This window comes from Paenibacillus sp. TSA_86.1, assembly GCF_052691815.1.
In genome coordinates this window covers 32,925-51,640 of record NZ_JBQZGE010000017.1, presented here as the reverse complement: position 1 = coordinate 51,640, position 18,716 = coordinate 32,925, and the positions used below count along the sequence as shown (strand labels likewise).

Sequence of the window (18,716 nt, the reverse complement as noted above, 5' to 3'; positions counted from 1 at the left end):
GAAGACTGAGGGAAAACAAACGGAAAGATTGGAGGTATAACGGATATGAACTGCGATGGATACGGCCATCTGCTGCCTCTGCGGACGCTGGAAGAAATCCGTTTCTGGAAAGAGCAAGAGAAAGAACATACACTCCTTATTCGTGCACTGGTTCCTGAACTGGAGCCTGCTTACGTTAAGCTGCTGGAGGAATGGGAAGCGGCTTTTGCGAACAGTGAGCAAGTGGCGAATCAACTGTTAAAGCAATTGTTGCCAGCAACCCAGCCACCTGCCCCCTATATGATGCGATGTATCGACCAACTCGTCTCCACAGCACAGCAGCAGTCCAGAGAGTTTATTCAACAGCTTTATATCATGTTGGAGCAAAGTGCAGCGGTGCGTGCGGTTCCTTTGGCCCAGACCATCATTTTGCACATCATCCGTGAATCGGAGTATTTCCTTGGGGTATTGGAAACGTTGAGTCAGCCTGGCATTTGGCGGGAAGCAGAACCAGCACCATCGACACTACTGGAAAATGCACTGCACAGTATTAGCTCCAAAATCGCTCAGGACAGTCGCTTCGAAGCAACAGAAGCGTCTGCCTCTTTTACCGGAAAAACCAATGCAGCTCCTGCTTCTTCTTCCGCACAGGTACAATCTGTCTCACTCCAGCCTTCGACGGACGGGGCGGCTCCTTCTGAAACTTTGCCTGCTTCTGCCCCGGTAAGAGAAAAGCCGGTTCCGATTGGCGGGCACACGCTGCCTCCCCTTCCCTACGCATATAATGCGCTGGAGCCGCATATTGACGAATTGACGATGCGCATCCATCATGACAAGCACCACCAGTCCTATGTGGACGGATTGAATGTGGCGGAGAAAAAACTGGCCGAATCCCGCAAAAAGAATAATTTCGAACTTATCAAGCACTGGGAGCGCGAACTTGCCTTTAATGGAGCAGGACATTATCTGCATACCATCTTCTGGACAATTATGAACCCAGCTGGCGGTGGCAAGCCAACCGGCATGCTAGCAGAGCAGATCAAACGTGATTTCGGCAGCTATGAAGCGTTCAAAAACCAATTTACCGAGGCAGCTAACAAGGTGGAGGGCAGCGGCTGGGCGATGCTGGTCTGGAGTCCACGAGCGCACCGTTTGGAAATTTTGCAGGCCGAAAAACATCAGAACTTGTCCCAATCGGATATCGTTCCACTCCTGCCGCTGGACGTATGGGAGCATGCTTACTATCTCAAACATCAGAACGAACGCAAAAAGTACATTGAAGACTGGTGGAATGTCGTCTACTGGCCTGCTGTCGCAGAGCGTTACGAAACCGCGCGCAAGCTGTTATGGCCGCCTTATTAGAGTAGCAAATATAAAAAAAAGAGATATCTCCAGTCATAGACTGAAAGATATCTCTTTGAAACATGTGCCCTTATCGCCATGAGGGCCGATCATTTGTCCAAATAACTTTACTTATTCTCACTAACAACATATGCTCATCGTTATTCTTTAATGGATGCGGCTTGAATTGCTTGGTAAGCCCAGTGGGTATCAGGCACATCCGACCAGGATTTTAACACCGTTGCTGCAGGCTGAAGACCAATCAATTTGTTGATCATGGTCACGGCTTCAGCACGTGATACCAGTTTATCAGGACGGAAGGTACCGTCCGTGTATCCCGTAAGAACTCCTGCTGCATTCAGTCGAGCGATCGCTTTCTGTGCCCAGTGTTGCTTCACATCCGTGAATGCAGTTGTCGCTTCAGATGCCGCTGCCTGTTCACTATTCAGCAAATGCTGTAATACGCCCGCCATCTCTGCTCGTGTCATCCCTTGTCCCGGTTTGAAACTACCGTCTGTATAACCTGTGAAGTAACCCGCTTTGACAGCAGCGGAGATACTATCATGAGCCCAGTGCCCAGATTTAACATCCGTAAATGATGCTTCGCTCTTAACCTCCACAGTGCCTGTTACACGCGTAATGAGTGCCGCCATCTCGGCACGTGTTACGAACCACTCCGGTTGGAAGCGACCATCTACATATCCGCGAATATAAGGTTTTGCTTTTGCCGTATCATCAGCCCAGTCTTTGACCCGTACCACGGAGAACGTACTGAATTGTTCCACTTTAATCTCAATGCCTTGTTGGTTGTTATTTTTGTTTAGTGTTACCACTTTACCGTGTACCAGCTCTTTCGTTCCGTTGCTGTGTTCGATATACACGCCAAGATCGGCAGGGTTCACACCTGCAAGCTGTTTGCTGTCCACTGGCAGGACAAGCGTTACTGGACGGCTTTGCAGATTCGTTTCAATCGTCATTGGACGCCCCAGCACCTGAATGTCTTTCGTGCCTGCGAATTGAGTAATCATCTCGTTAGCCAGCAACCTTTGTTCAATAGCCTGACGTGTATCCTGTTTCTTTACAGGCACGAGACGGAAATATACATCATCTGTTCTGTCCTTCATCGATGTAGCTGGAATGGTTACTTTTACGTTTGGATTGGAAATAACCAAATCGATGCCTTGCTCTGTGAACAAGTTTGCTGATTCCCGCGCCAGTTTTACATCCCACTGGGAGACTTCATCTTTCGCATCCGGAATCAGCACAACAGCGGTACGTGATCCCGTTCTCTTGAGCTGATCAATCACGGACTGCGCTTTGCTCTGGTTCAATCCAAGCTCATCTTTTACTGTACCATCTGATCCACGGGTCCGGCTGATCTCCAGAGAGTCAATGGTGGAAGCTTGCTCACCACTCGCCACATCCACTTTAATGATCTCCTTCTGTGGAGCTGGTGCTGATGAGGATGGTGATGGTGATGGAGAAGGCGACACAATCACTTCACCCCCACTATTGTCTTGTGATTGCGGTGTTACCGAGGTGGACACTTTAAACTCTGACAGTAGTGCGTTTTTAGAAGATCGAACAGCAAAGACATAAGGAAGACCACTTGTTAGATTTGAAACGGTATACTGCAATGCATTCATCGGCCCTGCTACTTTAATCCAACTTTCAGGATCTTGTGGCGCTGTGCTGCCCTGATACATATATAGGACATACCCGTCTACCTCGGGTACACTATTCCAGTTTAACTGAACTTGTCCGTTAATAGCCTGCGGAGTAAGCGTCGCAGGTGCAGCAGGTAGGCCAGGAGTGATTACGTTAGAAACGACATAATCGGATACCTCGTATTCCGGTCCTGTTTGAAATATCGATTTAACTGCAAAAATATAAGTTTTTCCATTAACCAAGTCTGGAACTTCGTTATCATCTAACAAAATATTGGTTATTTCAATCCAGTCGCCTGGGTTTGCAGGAGCCGCAGAACCTTCATACTTATAGACGTGGTATACACGATCTGACTGCTCTATCCAGCTCAGTTGCACTTTATCATTCACTAACGTTGCTTTTACTTTATCGGGAGTTAGCAAAGTTTGAAAACCTGCCGCTTCAAGTAAATTGACAGGAGAACCCTCTCCTTGTTCTTCCATTATAACTAATGAATAATCGGTTTCCGGGGTCAAATTAGTAAGAACAATCGTCTTGTCAACCCCAGGATGAACCTCAAAAAACGTATGATTTGAGATTGCATTGGTCTTGTATTCTTCTAAGCTGGGGTTAGAAATATCCGGTAAAGATGTTGTTTGCAGATCATAATATATTGTAGCTGTATGATCTAATCTTATAGTAATTTTAGCTGATGTAGGTGAAAGCAAATAAGGAGGTAACACTTCAAATCCTGAATCTGCTCTCACCACCTTCGTCCCCCATGTCGAGAACGGTAAAGCCAACATCAAGATCATGGCTATACAAATCTTTGTTAACCTACTGAATCCCCTATTGACCTTTCTATTTCCCATTTTACTGGCCTGCATATCTTTGATCTCCCTTCACAAAGAAATTCGTCTGTATTCATGAAGGCATCATATCAAAATATTCTGAACCGATTCTGAACAACATATGACATAATTCACGTTTTATCGATGTTATCCGACATTTAAAAGAAAAGAATACAAAAAAAAGCGAATCTCTCCTTAGAGATCCGCTTCAACATTCATTTCATATTACACTTCATACATAACATAGCTATGTTATGAAGCACAGCCCTCGCACGCCACATAGTTGTCGCCAACCTGTTTGCTGATAGCGATCAGATCGCCGAGTTTGATATCGGATTCCTCTGTGAACTCCAAATCGGCAATACGTGCTACAATCAGGGCCGCAGCCTCTTCTTTACTGGTTGCCATTTGGCTAAATTCCGATTTTTCACCTGTCGAAACGACTTCATACAGGTATGTATATCGCAATGTTTCCACTCTAATCCTCTCCTTCCGAAATCACATCATACCATCTCTGATGCCCAATTCCAAGCCTATAGAAAAAGAACTTAATCGTACCGCATTTTCATCTGCTCTGCCGTCAGCAACACTTCATCCATACCCACAGAAAGCACCCGCTCTGTCTGTGAATGCGGATATCTCCTGCGCAGTGTACGCACCAGTGATGCAGTATAGGCCGCAGTGGATGGCACACCTGCCAGCTCCTGCAAACTTGCCGTGGTTCCAGGTTTTACCTCGGGATATCCCCCGGCTGCTCCGCCCGATGCTTCTTGATAGAATCGGCGCACATCTGCAGCAAGCCTGTCTCCCTGGCCTTCTACAATGATAAATGCCGTAATAATGTAAGCTTTAGCCTGCCGCCGCTGAGCAATACCGCAAAATTTCAATCCACCCACGCTGACATCATAATCCCCGGGGCAGAATGCGCCCTGTACTTCTCCAGTTTCTGCGAGAGTTGACCAAGGAATTAACGACTCGGCAATAATAGAAGCCATCTCGCGAAAATCATCATGAATATTAATCGCATGGCCCGGATTAGGCAGGATCAGCGAGACATTCACCACTCCCGGATTCAACGGAACAGCGGCTCCACCCGAAGGCCGTACACATACGGCTGTACCCTCACCTCTAATGCGTTCCATCGCTTCAACTGCGAGTGGCAGCCTTCGGTCACGCAGCCCGGCAACAAAGGCATCAGGATGCCGCCATATATGAGCAACAGGCAGATGACCGGCTCCCACGCGTCTGCACATCACTTCTTCCCATGCAAATGCATCAAGCACACTGCGACCATGGCGCATAAGCGGTGTCTCCCAAATCTGCAAGCGCAGCGATGAGTCCTTGTCAGCGGATATCGTCTTTTTTTCAGTCAAATTACTCTCTTCTGGCTTAGGCAACGGATTGGATTGGGAAGGAGTACTCATCGTTCATAACCTCCGACTATCGATTCATATGTAGTTTTAGCCCATGCGACGATACAAAAAAACGCCCTATATAAATAAGCCGATTCCCTAAGGAACTCGGCTTATTTATCCTTTACTCTTTCACCAAAGACAGAAACTCTGCACGCTGTGCAGGGTTATCACGGAAAGAACCGCGTACGGCTGAAGTTACCGTCTTGCTGCCCGGTTTCTTCACGCCGCGGGAGCACATGCACAAATGTTCACCTTCAACGACCACCATCACACCATACGGTCCGACGGCTTCCGTCAGGATATCAGCAATCTGTGATGTAATGCGCTCTTGCACTTGAAGACGGCGCGTTACCGCTTCAACGAGACGTGCCATTTTACTTAGTCCCACAATTTTCCCGCTTGGTACATATCCAATATGTACTTTACCAAAAAACGGTGCCATATGGTGCTCGCACTGACTGTAGTACACGATATCTTTCACGATCACCAGCTCTTCGTGATTCTCGTCAAAGGTGACACCCAGCACGTCACGGGGATCCACTTCATATCCGCCAAAAATCTCTTCGTACATCCGGGTTACACGCGCAGGCGTGTCCAAAAGCCCCTCACGCGTGCTATCTTCTCCAATCAATTTGAGAATCTGTTCGACATGATACTCGATCTTCTCCCGATTGTCGGAAACTTTGGAATTCAAATAATCTTTAACGCCAGCCACTGCCAAGCGCCTCCTTTCGAACCACAACCTGTAAGCGGTTTAATCACCCACAGTTGTTATTATTTTCGACGGCCCGTGTTTTTACGCGCAGGATGTTGAGTCGGCTGAGGCATTTTTGCGCCTGGTTGCTGGTTCTTCATCATCTGCTGGGCACGCTGCATTTGCTTGCCATTCAGGTTGTAACCCATTTGCTTCGCCATTTTCTGTAGCATATCAGGGTTGCTTTGCATTTTCTCAAGCTGTTTACGCAAGTAGAACACCCCGATGAAAAATCCACCGACCAGACCCACAATCAATGTAATAATCGGTATTACAATCTCCATCTCTTAGACACCTCTGTATGCAATCTAAAAAACCTGATGATCTGTGCTATTCCACATCATGATTTATGCAAATTGATACCCATGATGTATACATAACACCGACCGGATTTCCTGAGAGTTATCATAGCATTTCCGCACGTCCTGAGCAAACGCATTTTCCAGTTCTATGGCTTAATTCATTACACCTTCAATGAAGACTGTGTTCTGTGTAGCCAAATCGATCTCAATAACATCCAGAGAATAACGCGTGCTGCCGCGAGCCACCCGAATGACCGGTCTTCCCGGCAAGCCGCGATGCTGGCGTACAATGACTCCGGTTTCTTTGGTGGACAGCCGAACAGCAGTCCCGTTGGGATATACGGATACACTTTTATTAAACTCAATCAAGATATCGCGATCCAGCTTGGTTCCGGACATCGCCATCATCTCCTCACACGCTTCATGCGGAAGCATGCTGCTACCAGACAAACCATTGATAAGATTATCATAGATGTTAGCTGCACTAACTATTTTGGCAAATAAATGGATATCCTTCCCCTTAATACCTCTAGGTGTACCACTGCCATCTTCATGTTCATGATGCTGCAGTGCAGTGTGCGCAACCAGCAGACTGAACTCCCGTTTGTTCTTGATTACTTCAAAGCCGCGCCATGTGTGATGTAGCTTTGAAGTAGGAACCGTGCCAGGAGGCTCGCCTACTTTTCCAATATCATGTAACAGGGCGCCTACAGCGAGATCCTTGAGCTGATTGTAGTTGAGTCCCATATTTAACCCAATCACCGAAGACAACAAACAAACATTCATCGCATGAACATATTGTGCATTGTCCTGGGTACGGATATCGGTTAACTGTACCAGCATTTCACGCCCGTTCAGTACGTCATTCAACAATTTGTCTATACTCAGCGCGACTTTCTTCGGACTCCAGTCTTTGCCGGATCGTACCGCTTCGAGTGTAACGCTCATCTCGTTGATAATGGCTCGTTTCGTGGCTTCATCCAGAATATCTTCTGTATCCACATCTTTATACGCTTCATCCTGGATGTACAGCGTGGTTACCCCGATACGCTTCAGCGTATTGACCATAAACACGGTGAGCTGGACTCCGGCAGACAGCAATACTGTACCATTACTGGAGTATACCGTCTTGCCCAGAATCTCCCCCGCCTCCACGCTTTCCACGTTTACATACTTCATGAACGTCCCCCGCTCTTACGATTGCTGCTCCAATGCGAGCAATTGCTCCTTGGTTTGCAGACCGCCTACGTAACCTACCAGGGTGCCATCTTTACCGCTCATACGATGACAGGGAATAATAATCGGGATCGGGTTCTTGCTAATGGCATCCAAAACTGCGCGTACAGCCTTGGGCCTGCCGATCTTTTCCGCAACCTGTTGGTGGGTTAAGGCTTCTCCATAAGATATATCGGACAGAACCTGCCAAACTTGTAGCTGGAATGCAGTTCCATACTGCTCAAGTTGCAAGTCGAAGGTCTTTCTTTCCCCTGCAAAATACTGCTGTAGCTGTTCCGCAGCTTCGCTGAGCTTCTCTTCATTTTTCTCATATCGGTACTCACCGACCCAAGTGCGCGCCCATTGCTGCAGATGAGCCTCCCGTACATGAAAAGCACCAAAATCAATATGACACAGGCCCTCATCCGTTGCACATAAGGTAAGCGTACCAATCGGTGTCAGCACCTCATCATAATACACAGGCTTTCCGTGAAGCCCCGTTACTGCGGAAGGCTTCCATGCGGCAGCTTCCGGCTTGGTAGAAGGAACAGAAGGCGTTCCCTCTTCTTCCCCGGTACCCTCGTTTTCACTCTTACGAACGTTCGCAGTCCACTTTGGATCTTGTCCAAATTCTGTATCACTTGCCTGAGCTAAAAAATCTTTTTGTGTATATTGCACGGCTGGTGATGCCACCTGTTCTTGTTCCTTCGCTAGCGCTTGTTGCTTCATATTCCGTTGCTCAGCCTGCGGCTGATCGGGTAAGGTCTCGGAGGATAACAATCTCTCCTCGGCTTTCTGCAGCATACTTAGCACGTTCCCATCTTGTTCGATCGCGGCAGCTTCCCCAATAGCTCTCATGGCGTCTTCTCCTCCAATTCTGCTCAGCGCCCAGGCAGCGGTTCCCCGCAGTTCCGGACGCGGATCACGCTTCAGTACCTGCGTTAGTTTCGGTACAGCGCTTTTGTCTTTGAAATTGCCCAGTGCAATGACCGCATTACGCTGAATTGGCTTTTTGCCCCGCCACGCGGCGGAACTTTGACCGAAACGTTCTTTGAATTCACGGTTGCCAATATCCAGCAGCGGCAGCAGCAAAGGCTTCACAACCTCCGGATCGGGATGAAACTCGGGATGATGATCCCAATTTTTGCCCCGATTCTTCGGACATACAATCTGACACGTATCACAACCGTACAGTCGGTTTCCTATTTTCAGCATAAACTCTTCATCCAGAAACCCTTTGGTTTGGGTTAAAAAAGAAATACAGCGCTGCGCGTTCAATTGGCCGGGGCCAACCAGCGCACCTGTAGGACAAGCATCGATACATTTCGTACATTCACCGCAATCCTCGGTCACGGGAGTGTCCGGCGGGAAAGGAATATTCGTCACCAGCTCGCCGAGGAAAATCCATGAACCAAATTTTGGCGAGATAATGGCGCAGTTTTTGGCACTAAAACCGATCCCTGCACGCTGCGAGACAGCACGGTCCACAAGCGCGCCTGTGTCCACCATGCTTTCAATCATCGCTCCCGGTACACGTTCACGGATGAAGTCCATCAGCTTATCCATCGCCGCTCGAAGCACCTGGTGGTAGTCCTGCCCCCAAGCCGAACGGGCGAAAATGCCTCGGTACGCACCAGGCTCCGATTTTGGCGGATTCACCATTTTGGATGGGTAGGCCACGGCGATGGCGATCAGGGAAGCAGGTGTGCCATCCTGGAGCGCAGGATGCACTCTTTTTTCAATATCCGGCTCTTCAAATCCTGACGCATACCCTTTATCCCGAGATTGCTCCAGCAACGATTTAAGCGATACAAAGGGATCCGCTGAAGCAAATCCAATATCATCTATGCCCAGTTCGGGGCCTGCTGCCTTGATCTCTTGCTTTAACGTCTCCCATACGGAGGCGCCCTGTGCTGACCCAGTCCGTACGCTGGTCATGTTCTCTTCCCTCTCTTCTGCACGGCACGTAATTGTAAACAATGAACGCCCGTCTCACTTAAGAGATCAGGCGTTTAGCTATAACGATATAAGTGTTGCATTGAATAGAATTCACAGCCTACGTGCCTGTATAGTTAAACGCAAATTGCGCTCTGAAGTTGTTGTAAACCATCATTTTACAGCTTTTTCATCTCCGAGAATGGCCAAAAAATAAACTCGGCCCTACCCACAATTTCGCTGGAAGTAATACTTCCGAACATTCGGCTGTCCTTGCTTTTGCCCTCATGACGATTATCTCCCATGACGAAAAAATGATCCGGCTCTAGCATTATCGGCCCAAAATCAGGATCTTGCACTTCAATGTCCGTATAATTCTCTGTCTGCTGCACACCGTTCACATATAGATGATGGTCTCTGACCTCAATCGTATCTCCGGGAAGTCCAACAATTCGTTTCACCAGATAATCCTTCTTGGTTGCATTTTCACTTGGATCACGTAGCACAATCACATCGGATCGGGTTGGCTCTCCAAAATGATACACCATTTTGTTCACAAACAGACGATCGTGCTCCGCCAGCGTTGGCTGCATAGACTGCCCTTTGACCATCGACAGATTAAATACAAACAGGTTCACCAGCATCATGATTACAAAAGCAACCACAATAGTCTTCACCCAGTCCCACAACTCGGCTGTCCAAGATTTTCCCGCTTGCTTAGGACCTGGCTTCGGATTTTGCTCCTCAAAAGTCGAATGCTCCATAGAAGGCATATTAGAATTCAAAGGGACACCTCATTTATCAGTTTGTAGATTCAACGTGTAACTATCGGTCATACTTCTTTCAGTCTACTCTATTTGAAAGAACGAAACAATTGGAGATGCCCACCAGCATGCGTATAAATGCCTTCTTTACGAATACACGCTTTGTGTAAAAAAGAAAAACAGGATTCATATCAGCCACTGACTCCTCATACAAATAGAAAGGCATATCGTTCACGCCATGATGCGTGAACAGATATGCCTGATATGAAATGAAAATCTCTTTATTTCTTTGTCTGAACTACATCGAATTCATCTGCACCGATTAAGCCTTGGACAAAATACTAAGTTGCTGAAAAGCACTCATAATCTTACTGGCACCATACCCCATTGCTTCATACAAAGGCATTGCTGCTTTGTTGTGCTCATCACCGGCCACCCAAATCTGGCTGACTTTGCGCTGCTGGAACCGCTGTTCCATAGCCTCGACAAGTGTTTTGCCGACACCGCGGCGACGATAGTCTGGATGGACCGCAATACGATAGATGCATCCCTGGTTTTGATCAATCGTACCAATCAAAGCGCCGACGAGGTCTCCCTCTTCTTCCGCAACCATGATCAGGTCAGAATCCCATGACAATTGACGGGCAAACGGGCCCATCGTGTTCTCATAACACTCTTCCGATAGTGCAACCTGGAGAAGCTCTGTCATCTGGCTTGCATCACTCAACTGAAAGGAACGAACGTGCATGTTATAAATCTCCCTTTTCGTTAGCTTAAGATGAGGTTTTACAAAAAAGGGGGTCCCCTTTTACCAAAAACCCGATGTTCATATAATGACAAAAAACGAGAAAATACCTCTTCTCCGTCAATTAAACCATACTTTTCTCCATAAAACACGCATTTTCTTCTGAAAGCGCTTTATTGTAACCGTTTACATTGGTTATGTTTTAATTTTAACGATTATTTCCGTCAAAATCTCATAATTTTATTCATAATGGGTAAAATATGTTTGTTATCTCTGGCCTGGCTTTTGATTAACGGTTCGGGGGACTTAATAAACAAAAATGTTGATTAATTGTCCCGAATGCGGTTTAATAATAATGGCAAGGGTATTATTACATATGTACCTAAAACAACAAATCCCAAAATCTCAGGAGGTATTTCACTATGGCTTTTCAATTACCAGCACTTCCTTACGCTAACGATGCACTGGAACCACATATCGATGCACAAACGATGGAAATCCACCACGATCGCCATCACAACACTTACGTAACTAACTTGAACGCAGCTCTGGAAAGCGCTCCTGAACTGCAAGACAAAAGCTTGGAAGATCTGATCGCTAACCTGGACAGCGTACCAGAAAGCATCCGTACAGCGGTTCGTAACAACGGCGGCGGACATGCTAACCACAGCTTGTTCTGGGAAATCATCGGACCTAACGGCGGCGGCGCACCTACAGGTGACATCGCAGCAGCAATCGATAGCGAACTGGGCGGCTTTGACAAGTTCAAAGAAGATTTCGCTAAAGCAGCAACAACTCGTTTCGGTTCCGGCTGGGCATGGCTCGTGGTAGGCAAAGATGGCAAATTGTCCATCACTAGCACGCCTAACCAAGACAGCCCACTCTTCGAAGGTCTGACTCCAGTTCTGGGTCTGGACGTATGGGAGCACGCTTACTACCTGAAATATCAAAATAAACGTCCTGATTACATCGGTGCATTCTGGAATGTAATCAACTGGGATGAAGTTAACAAACGTTACGCTGCAGCAAAATAAGACTGCGGTTAGAATTAAAGAGCCTGAGTCGATCCTTGTGATCGATTCAGGCTCTTTTTTATGGGCGTGGTAGGTAGGCGTTATGGTACGTGTAGGCCTGTAAGCCATACCGCAGAGTGGATGGGAGATTAATCTCAATGCTCACTCAGGATTGCCAAGCGGCACCTAGGCATACCTCAACGCTAGCGAGCCGTGATCGGGGAGTCCCGGGGATGACCTCGATGCTGGCAGGCCGTGCCACGCGTTCATCAGGACTTATCTCAATGCTGGCTGGACATGCCATGCGTTCATCGGGACTTAACTCAATGCTGGCAGGCCATGCTACGCGTTCATCGGGCTGCAAAATTCTAACGATCACCAGAAGCGCTATTTCCGCTTTTTTCAGCCTATCTAAATTCTAACGATCTCCAGAGACGCTATTTGTCTATTTTCGATAAATTATTGCTCCAAATGGACGTTTTCGAGGAAAATAGCGTCTCTCATGATCGTTAGAATTTTGCAGCCCCCATTTTTCGCAAAATAAGGTTCCTGGCGATCGTTAGAAGTAACTCGCGCTGGTTGAATGTTTGTCTCTGCTTCCTCCCGCCGCTTGCAGCCCCCAACGTGTGATGCACCACTTCATAATAAAACTATACGTGCTCTAGATTACTGAAGCTTTTGTCAAACATGCGCTTATTTACAATCTTGGCTATTTTGGGCTTATTCTCATACTTTGCACAGGCGTCTAACCTCACATTCTGCAAACACAGACACTTTATTGGCTACTTTCAACACCAAGGCTCGCTTGGAAACCTCACTGGTTAATCGAAAACCACGACGGGTTCATACACTCTATTGTTACTGGCACTTCACAACTCCGTACACACTTCATCCATTACCTCTACACCGTAACTCCACTCACATATCTCATTGCTACTCGCAGAACATAACTCAAAAAAATAATTGCCCACGCGCTAGCGGTCACCTTTTTAACACTAAAATTCGTTAATTACTTAGTTACCTCATCATAAGCTCCAGCAAAATAGTTGCGGAGCAACTTGAGAAAGACGTTAGGGAACGCGAGTTTCTCCATATCTTCCAGGCCGATCCATTGATAAGTGAGGCCGTCGCCTTTACCTGTCAGGGCTTCCTGCGCCGCATTAGCGGTGATGGGTGCTGACAGCGGCTCGCTATGTTCACTGAGCGAGCCCAAAGGATTTGTGAGATGGGTCATGCCCGGCTCTGACCCATCTGCATTTACAGATGTGCGTTCTCTGGATGCAGCATCTGCCTCCGTATTGACGTGATCAGCGGATGCAGATGACTCTGCAGCAGAGGCTGATCCCGTCAGTGATGCCGCCTGTGCATCGTAGGCGGCTCTTGCTTCCGCGGCGATCAGCGGAAGCTCACTGCCCAGGTCCTGCTCGGTGCACTTGTACACCTGCAGGCTCCAAACAATGTGGCTGAACACATGCTCCGCATGGGTAGCCAGCCCTTCCGGGCGGGCAGCGAAGCCTTCCGCCCACAGACTGCCGGCCAGCAAAGCCATGGCCGGCTCATCCGCCAGCGGCGCTGCCGCCTTGCCCGCTGCGGCAGGCGCCGCCAGCACATGCGGCAGCTCCCACATCCGGGCCAGCAGGCCTGTATCCGGGCGCTGGCGCACAAGCACACGGCCGCGATGAACACCGCGGCCTTCCACCAGGGCAACCAGCCGCTGCTCAGGGCGCGGCGGCTTGGCTTTGGTCTTGACCGGCAGCGTAAGCTCCCTTCCGGCAATTCTGCCGGAACATTGCTCCATCACCGGGCAAGTCAAGCAGTGCGGCGCTTTGGGTGTACACACCAGCGCACCAAGTTCCATCAACGCCTGATTGAAATCACGCGCTCTCCCTTCCGGAATGAGCTCACCCGCGAGCTCTTCCATCAGCACCCGGGTGCTGCCCTTCATAATGTCCTCATCAATGAGGAAATATCGGGACAGTACCCGCATCACATTGCCGTCTACCGCTGGCTGCGGCTGGTTGAAGGCAATGCTGAGAATGGCTCCGGCTGTATACGGGCCGACCCCTTTTAACGCAAAGACGCTCTGCTTGTCCTGTGGCATCTCTCCAGCATGCAGCTCCATAACCTGTCTTGCTGCCGCCTGAAGATTACGTGCTCGTGAATAATATCCGAGCCCTTCCCAGTTTTTCAGCACCTCTTCCTCCGGTGCTTCGGCCAGAGCCTGCACGGTCGGAAAATTCCCGATAAAACGATTAAAATACGGAATGACCGTATCTACCCGCGTCTGTTGCAACATAATTTCGGATACCCATGTAAAATACGGATTGTTGTGGCGACGCCACGGCAAATCCCGACGGTTGATCATATACCAATCCAGCAGATTCACGCTGAAATGTCGTTTCTGTTCTTGTAAACCCATACGTTCTTCCTTTCCTGTATCCATGATTCTCAGTTATGTTAGCCGTCTGACTCTCACTCACTTGCTCTTGCTCTATTCCCTGTTCGTTCGCCAACCATCTTATATATCTAGCCTATTCGCTTCATGTACTTGCTCCACAATTGCAAATGCTGCCGCCAACTCTGTCTGATGGGTAATGCTCAGATGAATCTCATATTGTATATTATACGGCAGCTGCAGACGCTCCCAAGCCTGACTGGACAAAGAAGCAACCGGGCGGCCGGAAGGATCGGGCAGTACTTCAATATCTGTAAAACTCATGACAGCACCGATCCCGCAACCAAATGCTTTGGATACGGCTTCCTTGGCCGCAAAACGTCCCGATACAAATTCAGTCATCCGTTTCCCGCGACGGGCCGCGATCTCACGTTCAGCTGGAGTTAATATACGCTTCATAAACGCCTCTGCATGGCGACCAGACAGCAACCTGCGCATACGTTCAATCTCTAATACATCATTGCCAATGCCATATATCATTACGATTCACCCGCTTAATCTTTTAGGCTATAAAAGATATTCCATTCTCAACGTTCCACAACTTTCCGAACACGTATTCTATTGTAGCAGGAGGCGTTCATGGATGCGAGCATCCACTATCGGCATTTCCAATTTTGCTAAAATTTTAATGAAACACACCTCTATCAACTTGGCGCAACCGTTCCAGCTCAACCCAATCCAACATACACATGTTGATTGAAAACAACAAAAAAGAGCCACCGCTCTAAGCAGTGACCCCTTTTCAAACCAGAGACCCTTTCGAAACTCTCTCATACATCTTCATAACCATGCTACCGAATTAAATACCAGGAATCGCATTGCGTTTGTGATGTGTCCGTGTGTAAAAGGCCTCCAAACGCTCTTGCGCAGCCGGGTCAATCTGTTTGCCTTCAAGGTAATCACTGTTCGCCTCGTACGAGATGCCCAGCTCGTCCTCATCCGTTTGACCTTCCCAGAGTCCGGCAGAAGGAGCTTTGTCCAAAATGGATTGCGGCACTTTCAGGTAAGCAGCCAGCTGACGCACCTGACGTTTGTTCAGCGTGCTCAGTGGTGTGATATCCACAGCCCCGTCGCCCCATTTGGTGTAAAAGCCTGTAATCGCTTCGGATGCATGATCCGTACCCACTACCAGCAGGTTTTCTTCAAAAGAAAGTGCATATTGCATCACCATACGCGTTCTTGCTTTTACATTCCCCTTGCCTTGGTGAGTCATATGGCGCGGACTGCCGAGGGATTTGAAGCCTTGCTCTACTTCCAGCGCAATTTCATTCACGGCCTCTTCAATGTTCGTTTCTACCACATGTTTGAGATCATATGCCTTGGCTACAGCGTAGCTATCCTGAATATCCGCTTGCTCTCCATAAGGCTGGAACACACCCAGCGTTTTGTACTCTTGATTGTTTTCTGCAGTCAGCTCGTCCGTTGCTTGTTTGCAAAGGGCTGTAGCCACTGCACTGTCAATACCGCCGCTAATTGCGATCAGCAGTCCTTTGGTACCGGAGTTTTTTACGTACGTTTTCAGAAAGTCCACACGCTTGCGTACTTCCTCGGCTTCGTTAATACTTGGTTTAACCTTCAATTCAGCGATGATCTGTTGTTGCAAACTCATCGTCAATACACCCCGTTTCTACAAAGATAGGATTTTGATGCCCCATTTGAAAGGTATTTTGATACTTAGCTTGAAAGGTATTTTGATGCTTAGCTTGAAAGATATTTTCTTGCAAGCTTGAAACGTTCGAATGGTTCAATAACCTGATCTGTCCAAAATGAAACGCCCCGGCATCGGTCATCCGAAGTGCGGGGCGTTCTATGGAGCGAATTAACGGCAGTAACGTTCAAATGCACTTGTCAGGTCAGCCGCGATTTCCTCTGCAGAACGATCTTCCACTTGGTGACGCTCGATAAAGTGAACAAGTTCTCCGTCTTTCAATAACGCGATGGACGGTGAGGATGGAGGATATGGCGCAAAGAATTCACGTGCTTTCGCAGTAGCTTCCTTGTCTTGACCCGCAAATACCGTATAGAGGTGATCTGGTGTTAGATCGTTCTGAAGCGCCTGAGCAACCCCAGGACGACATTGGCCAGCTGCACATCCGCAGACCGAGTTGATGACAACCAGTGCTGTTCCTTTGGCATCCGGCAAGCTTGCTTCAACCTCTTCCGGTGTGCGCAGCTCCTGGATTCCCAGACGAGTCAGCTCATCCCGCATCGGCTGAACCATATCTCTCATGTATTGATCAAATGACATCGACATTCAGTTTCACTCCTTATAATGGTTGTTCTATGATCTCGATTGAAAATATTGAGGACAATAGCTATGCACAAACGAATGCGTCCATATCGAAAAAAATGGATACACGCCTGTGCTATTCCTATTATACATCCCCATGCAATGAAAGCAAGGTTCAGACAACACCTGCGGAACAGCTTTCTCTCTCTTATTATGGCTGCACGTCTGGCAAAATATGCTGACGTTCTATCGCTGGAAGGCGACTTTGAATGTCGTTCCTTGACCTTCTTCCGATTCGACCGTAATTGTGCCGTTATGTCGCTCAACAATACTCAGGCACATCGATAGTCCAAGCCCGGTACCTTTTGCTTTGGTTGTATAAAAAGGCTCAAACAGCTTTTCCTGCTTCACCGGAGGGATACCAGGCCCCGTATCGTGTACACACAACTCCACCTTGTCATCCAATATCCGGGTTTCCAAGGTAAGCACACCTTTTTCAGTCATGGCTTCCATTCCGTTACGAGCAAGATTAAGTACAACCTGTTTGATTTCTTTGGAATTCAGATGCAGTTTCGGCACATTATGAGCCAGCATAAGCTCGATGCTCTGACCACGAAGATTGGCATCTGCCCAGAGCAACGGACTCAGTTCATGAATGATATCATGCAATTGCGATTCTTCTTTCTCCGCAATACGATTCTGAGCCAAAGACAGAAAATCATTGATGATGCTATTGGCTCTGTCGAGCTCCTCCATAACGATCCGGTAATAATGATCGAGGGATTCCGGGCTCTTTTCCTGCATTAACTGAAGAAATCCACGTACTACAGCCATCGGATTACGCACCTCATGTGTAATACTCGCCGCCATCTGCCCCACCAGGCTCAAACGATCCACATTATCCAGTTCACTGCGCAGCATCTCAAGCTCGGTAACATCCTGAATGATGATCATCACTCCTGAAATTTCCTTTGAGCCTTTCGCCGAATACGTATAGATTGGCACCGTACGGGATAGAAATACATGCGAGCCGTATCGTACTGTCAGCACATTCACTTCACCATGCATAACTGCCTGATGAATGCCATGCTCCATTTTCTCCGCCTGTTCCTGCTCTACAAATTGACTCGCGTGCTGCCCAATCAGATTATGAACCGATGTGCAAGGCAGCTGTTCTTTGGCCGTTTGCTTCATCAGTTCGTTCACAAACACAACTTTCCCTTCGACATCCACCGTAGCTATGGAAAGAGGAACCGCATTCAGAATTTGATGCAGCTTCTCCGTTTCGGTCAGATAATGGTGATGCACCTCGGAAAGATGTTGCTCCATTCCACGATAGTGTTTCATCCGCTCCAGCCACAACTGGCTTAGAGTTCCTGCAACCAGTCCACCTGCAACATATCCAAATGCCGTCAAAATCAGATAAACCCTGGCATAAGTCGTATCCGGATAGACGGAAATCACCCATAATAGACTTGAAACAACCAACTCAGCGGTGATTAGAGCGGTGATTAGAGCGATGATTACACCCATTTTGCGGGAATATGTATTGTGCTTGAATCGTTTGGCAGACAACCATACAATAGGATAGAGAAGAATACCCGTATGAAAGAGAAATCCGTATAGATTATAGGGATGTGCCAAGAGAAAATAGAAGAGAATATGTAATACGGACAAGGCCGCGCCTATGTGTACTTTACAATATAGAATGGCAAGTGTAAGCGGGATAATGCTCAAAGATATAGAATCAGTCCCCGGACCTTCAGATAACGCAAAAAGCAGGCAGAGCAGCATGCTGAGTATACTTGTTGCTGCAAAACTGAAATTCACCTTACCTGCATGATCCATTCGAATGATCTGTTGTTTGGAGAGTCCCAGATACAATAAGGGAATCAGGAATACTGCCGATCCGGCCAGCAGTACTTGTAAAAGAATGTCCTTTAACGCAACCACAACGTCATCTCCTCCTCTGCCTGCACATTCCCTCATTAATTCTGATTAAAACATAGGCGACAGTTTATTACAATATATCGCTTAAGGCTACAAAATAGAACACCTGATAACCCTTCT

Annotated in this window: 17 protein-coding genes; 3 read left to right on the top strand and 14 right to left on the bottom strand. The window is 47.8% G+C overall.

All coding sequences use genetic code 11. The annotated features are described in order from the left end of the window. Nucleotides 1-45 precede the first annotated feature (45 nt). Nucleotides 46-1,341: a Fe-Mn family superoxide dismutase gene (locus ACUTVW_RS23450; RefSeq protein WP_445647975.1), complete on the top strand. Its 1,296-nt coding sequence runs from the start codon at nt 46-48 to the stop codon at nt 1,339-1,341. Between the two features lie 140 nt (nt 1,342-1,481). On the opposite strand, the gene ACUTVW_RS23445 is transcribed toward ACUTVW_RS23450, so the two are convergent. The 9 genes from ACUTVW_RS23445 to ACUTVW_RS23405 all read right to left on the bottom strand — a co-directional run bounded on the left by ACUTVW_RS23445 (nt 1,482) and on the right by ACUTVW_RS23405 (nt 10,951). After that, the gene (locus ACUTVW_RS23445; protein WP_445647974.1) at nt 1,482-3,734 is read right to left on the bottom strand and encodes an S-layer homology domain-containing protein; all 2,253 of its coding nucleotides are present in this window, start codon (nt 3,732-3,734) and stop codon (nt 1,482-1,484) included. A gap of 336 nt (nt 3,735-4,070) precedes the next feature. Further along, on the bottom strand, nt 4,071-4,295 hold the full coding sequence (locus ACUTVW_RS23440; protein WP_251511618.1) for a hypothetical protein: 225 nt from the start codon (nt 4,293-4,295) through the stop codon (nt 4,071-4,073). 71 nt (nt 4,296-4,366) lie between these two features. After that, nucleotides 4,367-5,242, bottom strand: a complete 876-nt coding sequence (locus ACUTVW_RS23435; protein ID WP_445647973.1) for a lipoate--protein ligase family protein — start codon at nt 5,240-5,242, stop codon at nt 4,367-4,369. A 112-nt stretch (nt 5,243-5,354) separates the two neighbouring features. After that, nucleotides 5,355-5,948 (bottom strand): GTP cyclohydrolase I FolE, encoded by a 594-nt coding sequence (gene folE / locus ACUTVW_RS23430; RefSeq protein ID WP_434748139.1) that lies wholly within the window; start codon nt 5,946-5,948, stop codon nt 5,355-5,357. Between the two features lie 59 nt (nt 5,949-6,007). Further along, nucleotides 6,008-6,271, bottom strand: a complete 264-nt coding sequence (locus tag ACUTVW_RS23425) for a YneF family protein (protein ID WP_434748140.1) — start codon at nt 6,269-6,271, stop codon at nt 6,008-6,010. 171 nt (nt 6,272-6,442) lie between these two features. Beyond that, entirely contained in the window at nt 6,443-7,468 is a 1,026-nt protein-coding gene (locus ACUTVW_RS23420; protein ID WP_445647972.1) for an HD domain-containing phosphohydrolase, read from the bottom strand. A 15-nt stretch (nt 7,469-7,483) separates the two neighbouring features. Further along, nucleotides 7,484-9,442 (bottom strand): tRNA epoxyqueuosine(34) reductase QueG, encoded by a 1,959-nt coding sequence (queG, locus tag ACUTVW_RS23415; RefSeq protein ID WP_445647971.1) that lies wholly within the window; start codon nt 9,440-9,442, stop codon nt 7,484-7,486. Nucleotides 9,443-9,618: 176 nt separating this feature from the next. After that, nucleotides 9,619-10,203, bottom strand: a complete 585-nt coding sequence (gene lepB / locus ACUTVW_RS23410) for a signal peptidase I (protein ID WP_445648024.1) — start codon at nt 10,201-10,203, stop codon at nt 9,619-9,621. Between the two features lie 322 nt (nt 10,204-10,525). After that, nucleotides 10,526-10,951 carry a GNAT family N-acetyltransferase gene (locus ACUTVW_RS23405; protein WP_445647970.1) on the bottom strand — a complete coding sequence of 142 codons (426 nt, stop codon included), beginning with the start codon at nt 10,949-10,951 and terminating at the stop codon, nt 10,526-10,528. Nucleotides 10,952-11,370: 419 nt separating this feature from the next. Between ACUTVW_RS23405 and ACUTVW_RS23400 the strand changes: the two genes are divergently transcribed. Together ACUTVW_RS23400 and ACUTVW_RS23395 are read left to right on the top strand one after the other, a co-directional pair. Further along, on the top strand, nt 11,371-11,982 hold the full coding sequence (locus ACUTVW_RS23400; protein ID WP_145336127.1) for a superoxide dismutase: 612 nt from the start codon (nt 11,371-11,373) through the stop codon (nt 11,980-11,982). A 137-nt stretch (nt 11,983-12,119) separates the two neighbouring features. Next, nucleotides 12,120-12,383 carry a hypothetical protein gene (locus tag ACUTVW_RS23395; protein ID WP_445647969.1) on the top strand — a complete coding sequence of 88 codons (264 nt, stop codon included), beginning with the start codon at nt 12,120-12,122 and terminating at the stop codon, nt 12,381-12,383. Between the two features lie 587 nt (nt 12,384-12,970). Here the strand turns inward: ACUTVW_RS23395 and mutY are convergent. From mutY to ACUTVW_RS23370, 5 genes are all read right to left on the bottom strand, one after another. Continuing rightward, a complete protein-coding gene (gene mutY / locus ACUTVW_RS23390; RefSeq protein ID WP_445647968.1) occupies nt 12,971-14,380 on the bottom strand; it encodes an A/G-specific adenine glycosylase in 1,410 nt (469 codons plus the stop codon). A 99-nt stretch (nt 14,381-14,479) separates the two neighbouring features. Next, nucleotides 14,480-14,896, bottom strand: a complete 417-nt coding sequence (acpS, locus tag ACUTVW_RS23385) for a holo-ACP synthase (protein ID WP_445647967.1) — start codon at nt 14,894-14,896, stop codon at nt 14,480-14,482. A 319-nt stretch (nt 14,897-15,215) separates the two neighbouring features. Continuing rightward, nucleotides 15,216-16,025, bottom strand: coding sequence for an ammonia-dependent NAD(+) synthetase (gene nadE, locus ACUTVW_RS23380; protein ID WP_445647966.1), 810 nt, complete (start codon nt 16,023-16,025; stop codon nt 15,216-15,218). Between the two features lie 210 nt (nt 16,026-16,235). Continuing rightward, nucleotides 16,236-16,670 carry a BrxA/BrxB family bacilliredoxin gene (locus ACUTVW_RS23375; RefSeq protein ID WP_090924929.1) on the bottom strand — a complete coding sequence of 145 codons (435 nt, stop codon included), beginning with the start codon at nt 16,668-16,670 and terminating at the stop codon, nt 16,236-16,238. Between the two features lie 222 nt (nt 16,671-16,892). Further along, nucleotides 16,893-18,599: an ATP-binding protein gene (locus ACUTVW_RS23370; protein WP_445647965.1), complete on the bottom strand. Its 1,707-nt coding sequence runs from the start codon at nt 18,597-18,599 to the stop codon at nt 16,893-16,895. Nucleotides 18,600-18,716: the final 117 nt, after the last annotated feature.

Coding starts and splice junctions, on each gene's coding strand:
- queG (WP_445647971.1), bottom strand. CDS start 9,442: ATGACCAGCGTACGGACTGGGTCAGCACAGGGCGCCTCCGTATGGGAG.
- ACUTVW_RS23400 (WP_145336127.1), top strand. CDS start 11,371: ATGGCTTTTCAATTACCAGCACTTCCTTACGCTAACGATGCACTGGAA.
- ACUTVW_RS23375 (WP_090924929.1), bottom strand. CDS start 16,670: ATGTCGATGTCATTTGATCAATACATGAGAGATATGGTTCAGCCGATG.
- ACUTVW_RS23435 (WP_445647973.1), bottom strand. CDS start 5,242: ATGAGTACTCCTTCCCAATCCAATCCGTTGCCTAAGCCAGAAGAGAGT.
- acpS (WP_445647967.1), bottom strand. CDS start 14,896: ATGATATATGGCATTGGCAATGATGTATTAGAGATTGAACGTATGCGC.
- ACUTVW_RS23425 (WP_434748140.1), bottom strand. CDS start 6,271: ATGGAGATTGTAATACCGATTATTACATTGATTGTGGGTCTGGTCGGT.
- mutY (WP_445647968.1), bottom strand. CDS start 14,380: ATGGGTTTACAAGAACAGAAACGACATTTCAGCGTGAATCTGCTGGAT.
- ACUTVW_RS23450 (WP_445647975.1), top strand. CDS start 46: ATGAACTGCGATGGATACGGCCATCTGCTGCCTCTGCGGACGCTGGAA.
- ACUTVW_RS23405 (WP_445647970.1), bottom strand. CDS start 10,951: ATGCACGTTCGTTCCTTTCAGTTGAGTGATGCAAGCCAGATGACAGAG.
- ACUTVW_RS23420 (WP_445647972.1), bottom strand. CDS start 7,468: ATGAAGTATGTAAACGTGGAAAGCGTGGAGGCGGGGGAGATTCTGGGC.
- nadE (WP_445647966.1), bottom strand. CDS start 16,025: ATGAGTTTGCAACAACAGATCATCGCTGAATTGAAGGTTAAACCAAGT.
- ACUTVW_RS23395 (WP_445647969.1), top strand. CDS start 12,120: ATGCTCACTCAGGATTGCCAAGCGGCACCTAGGCATACCTCAACGCTA.
- lepB (WP_445648024.1), bottom strand. CDS start 10,203: ATGGAGCATTCGACTTTTGAGGAGCAAAATCCGAAGCCAGGTCCTAAG.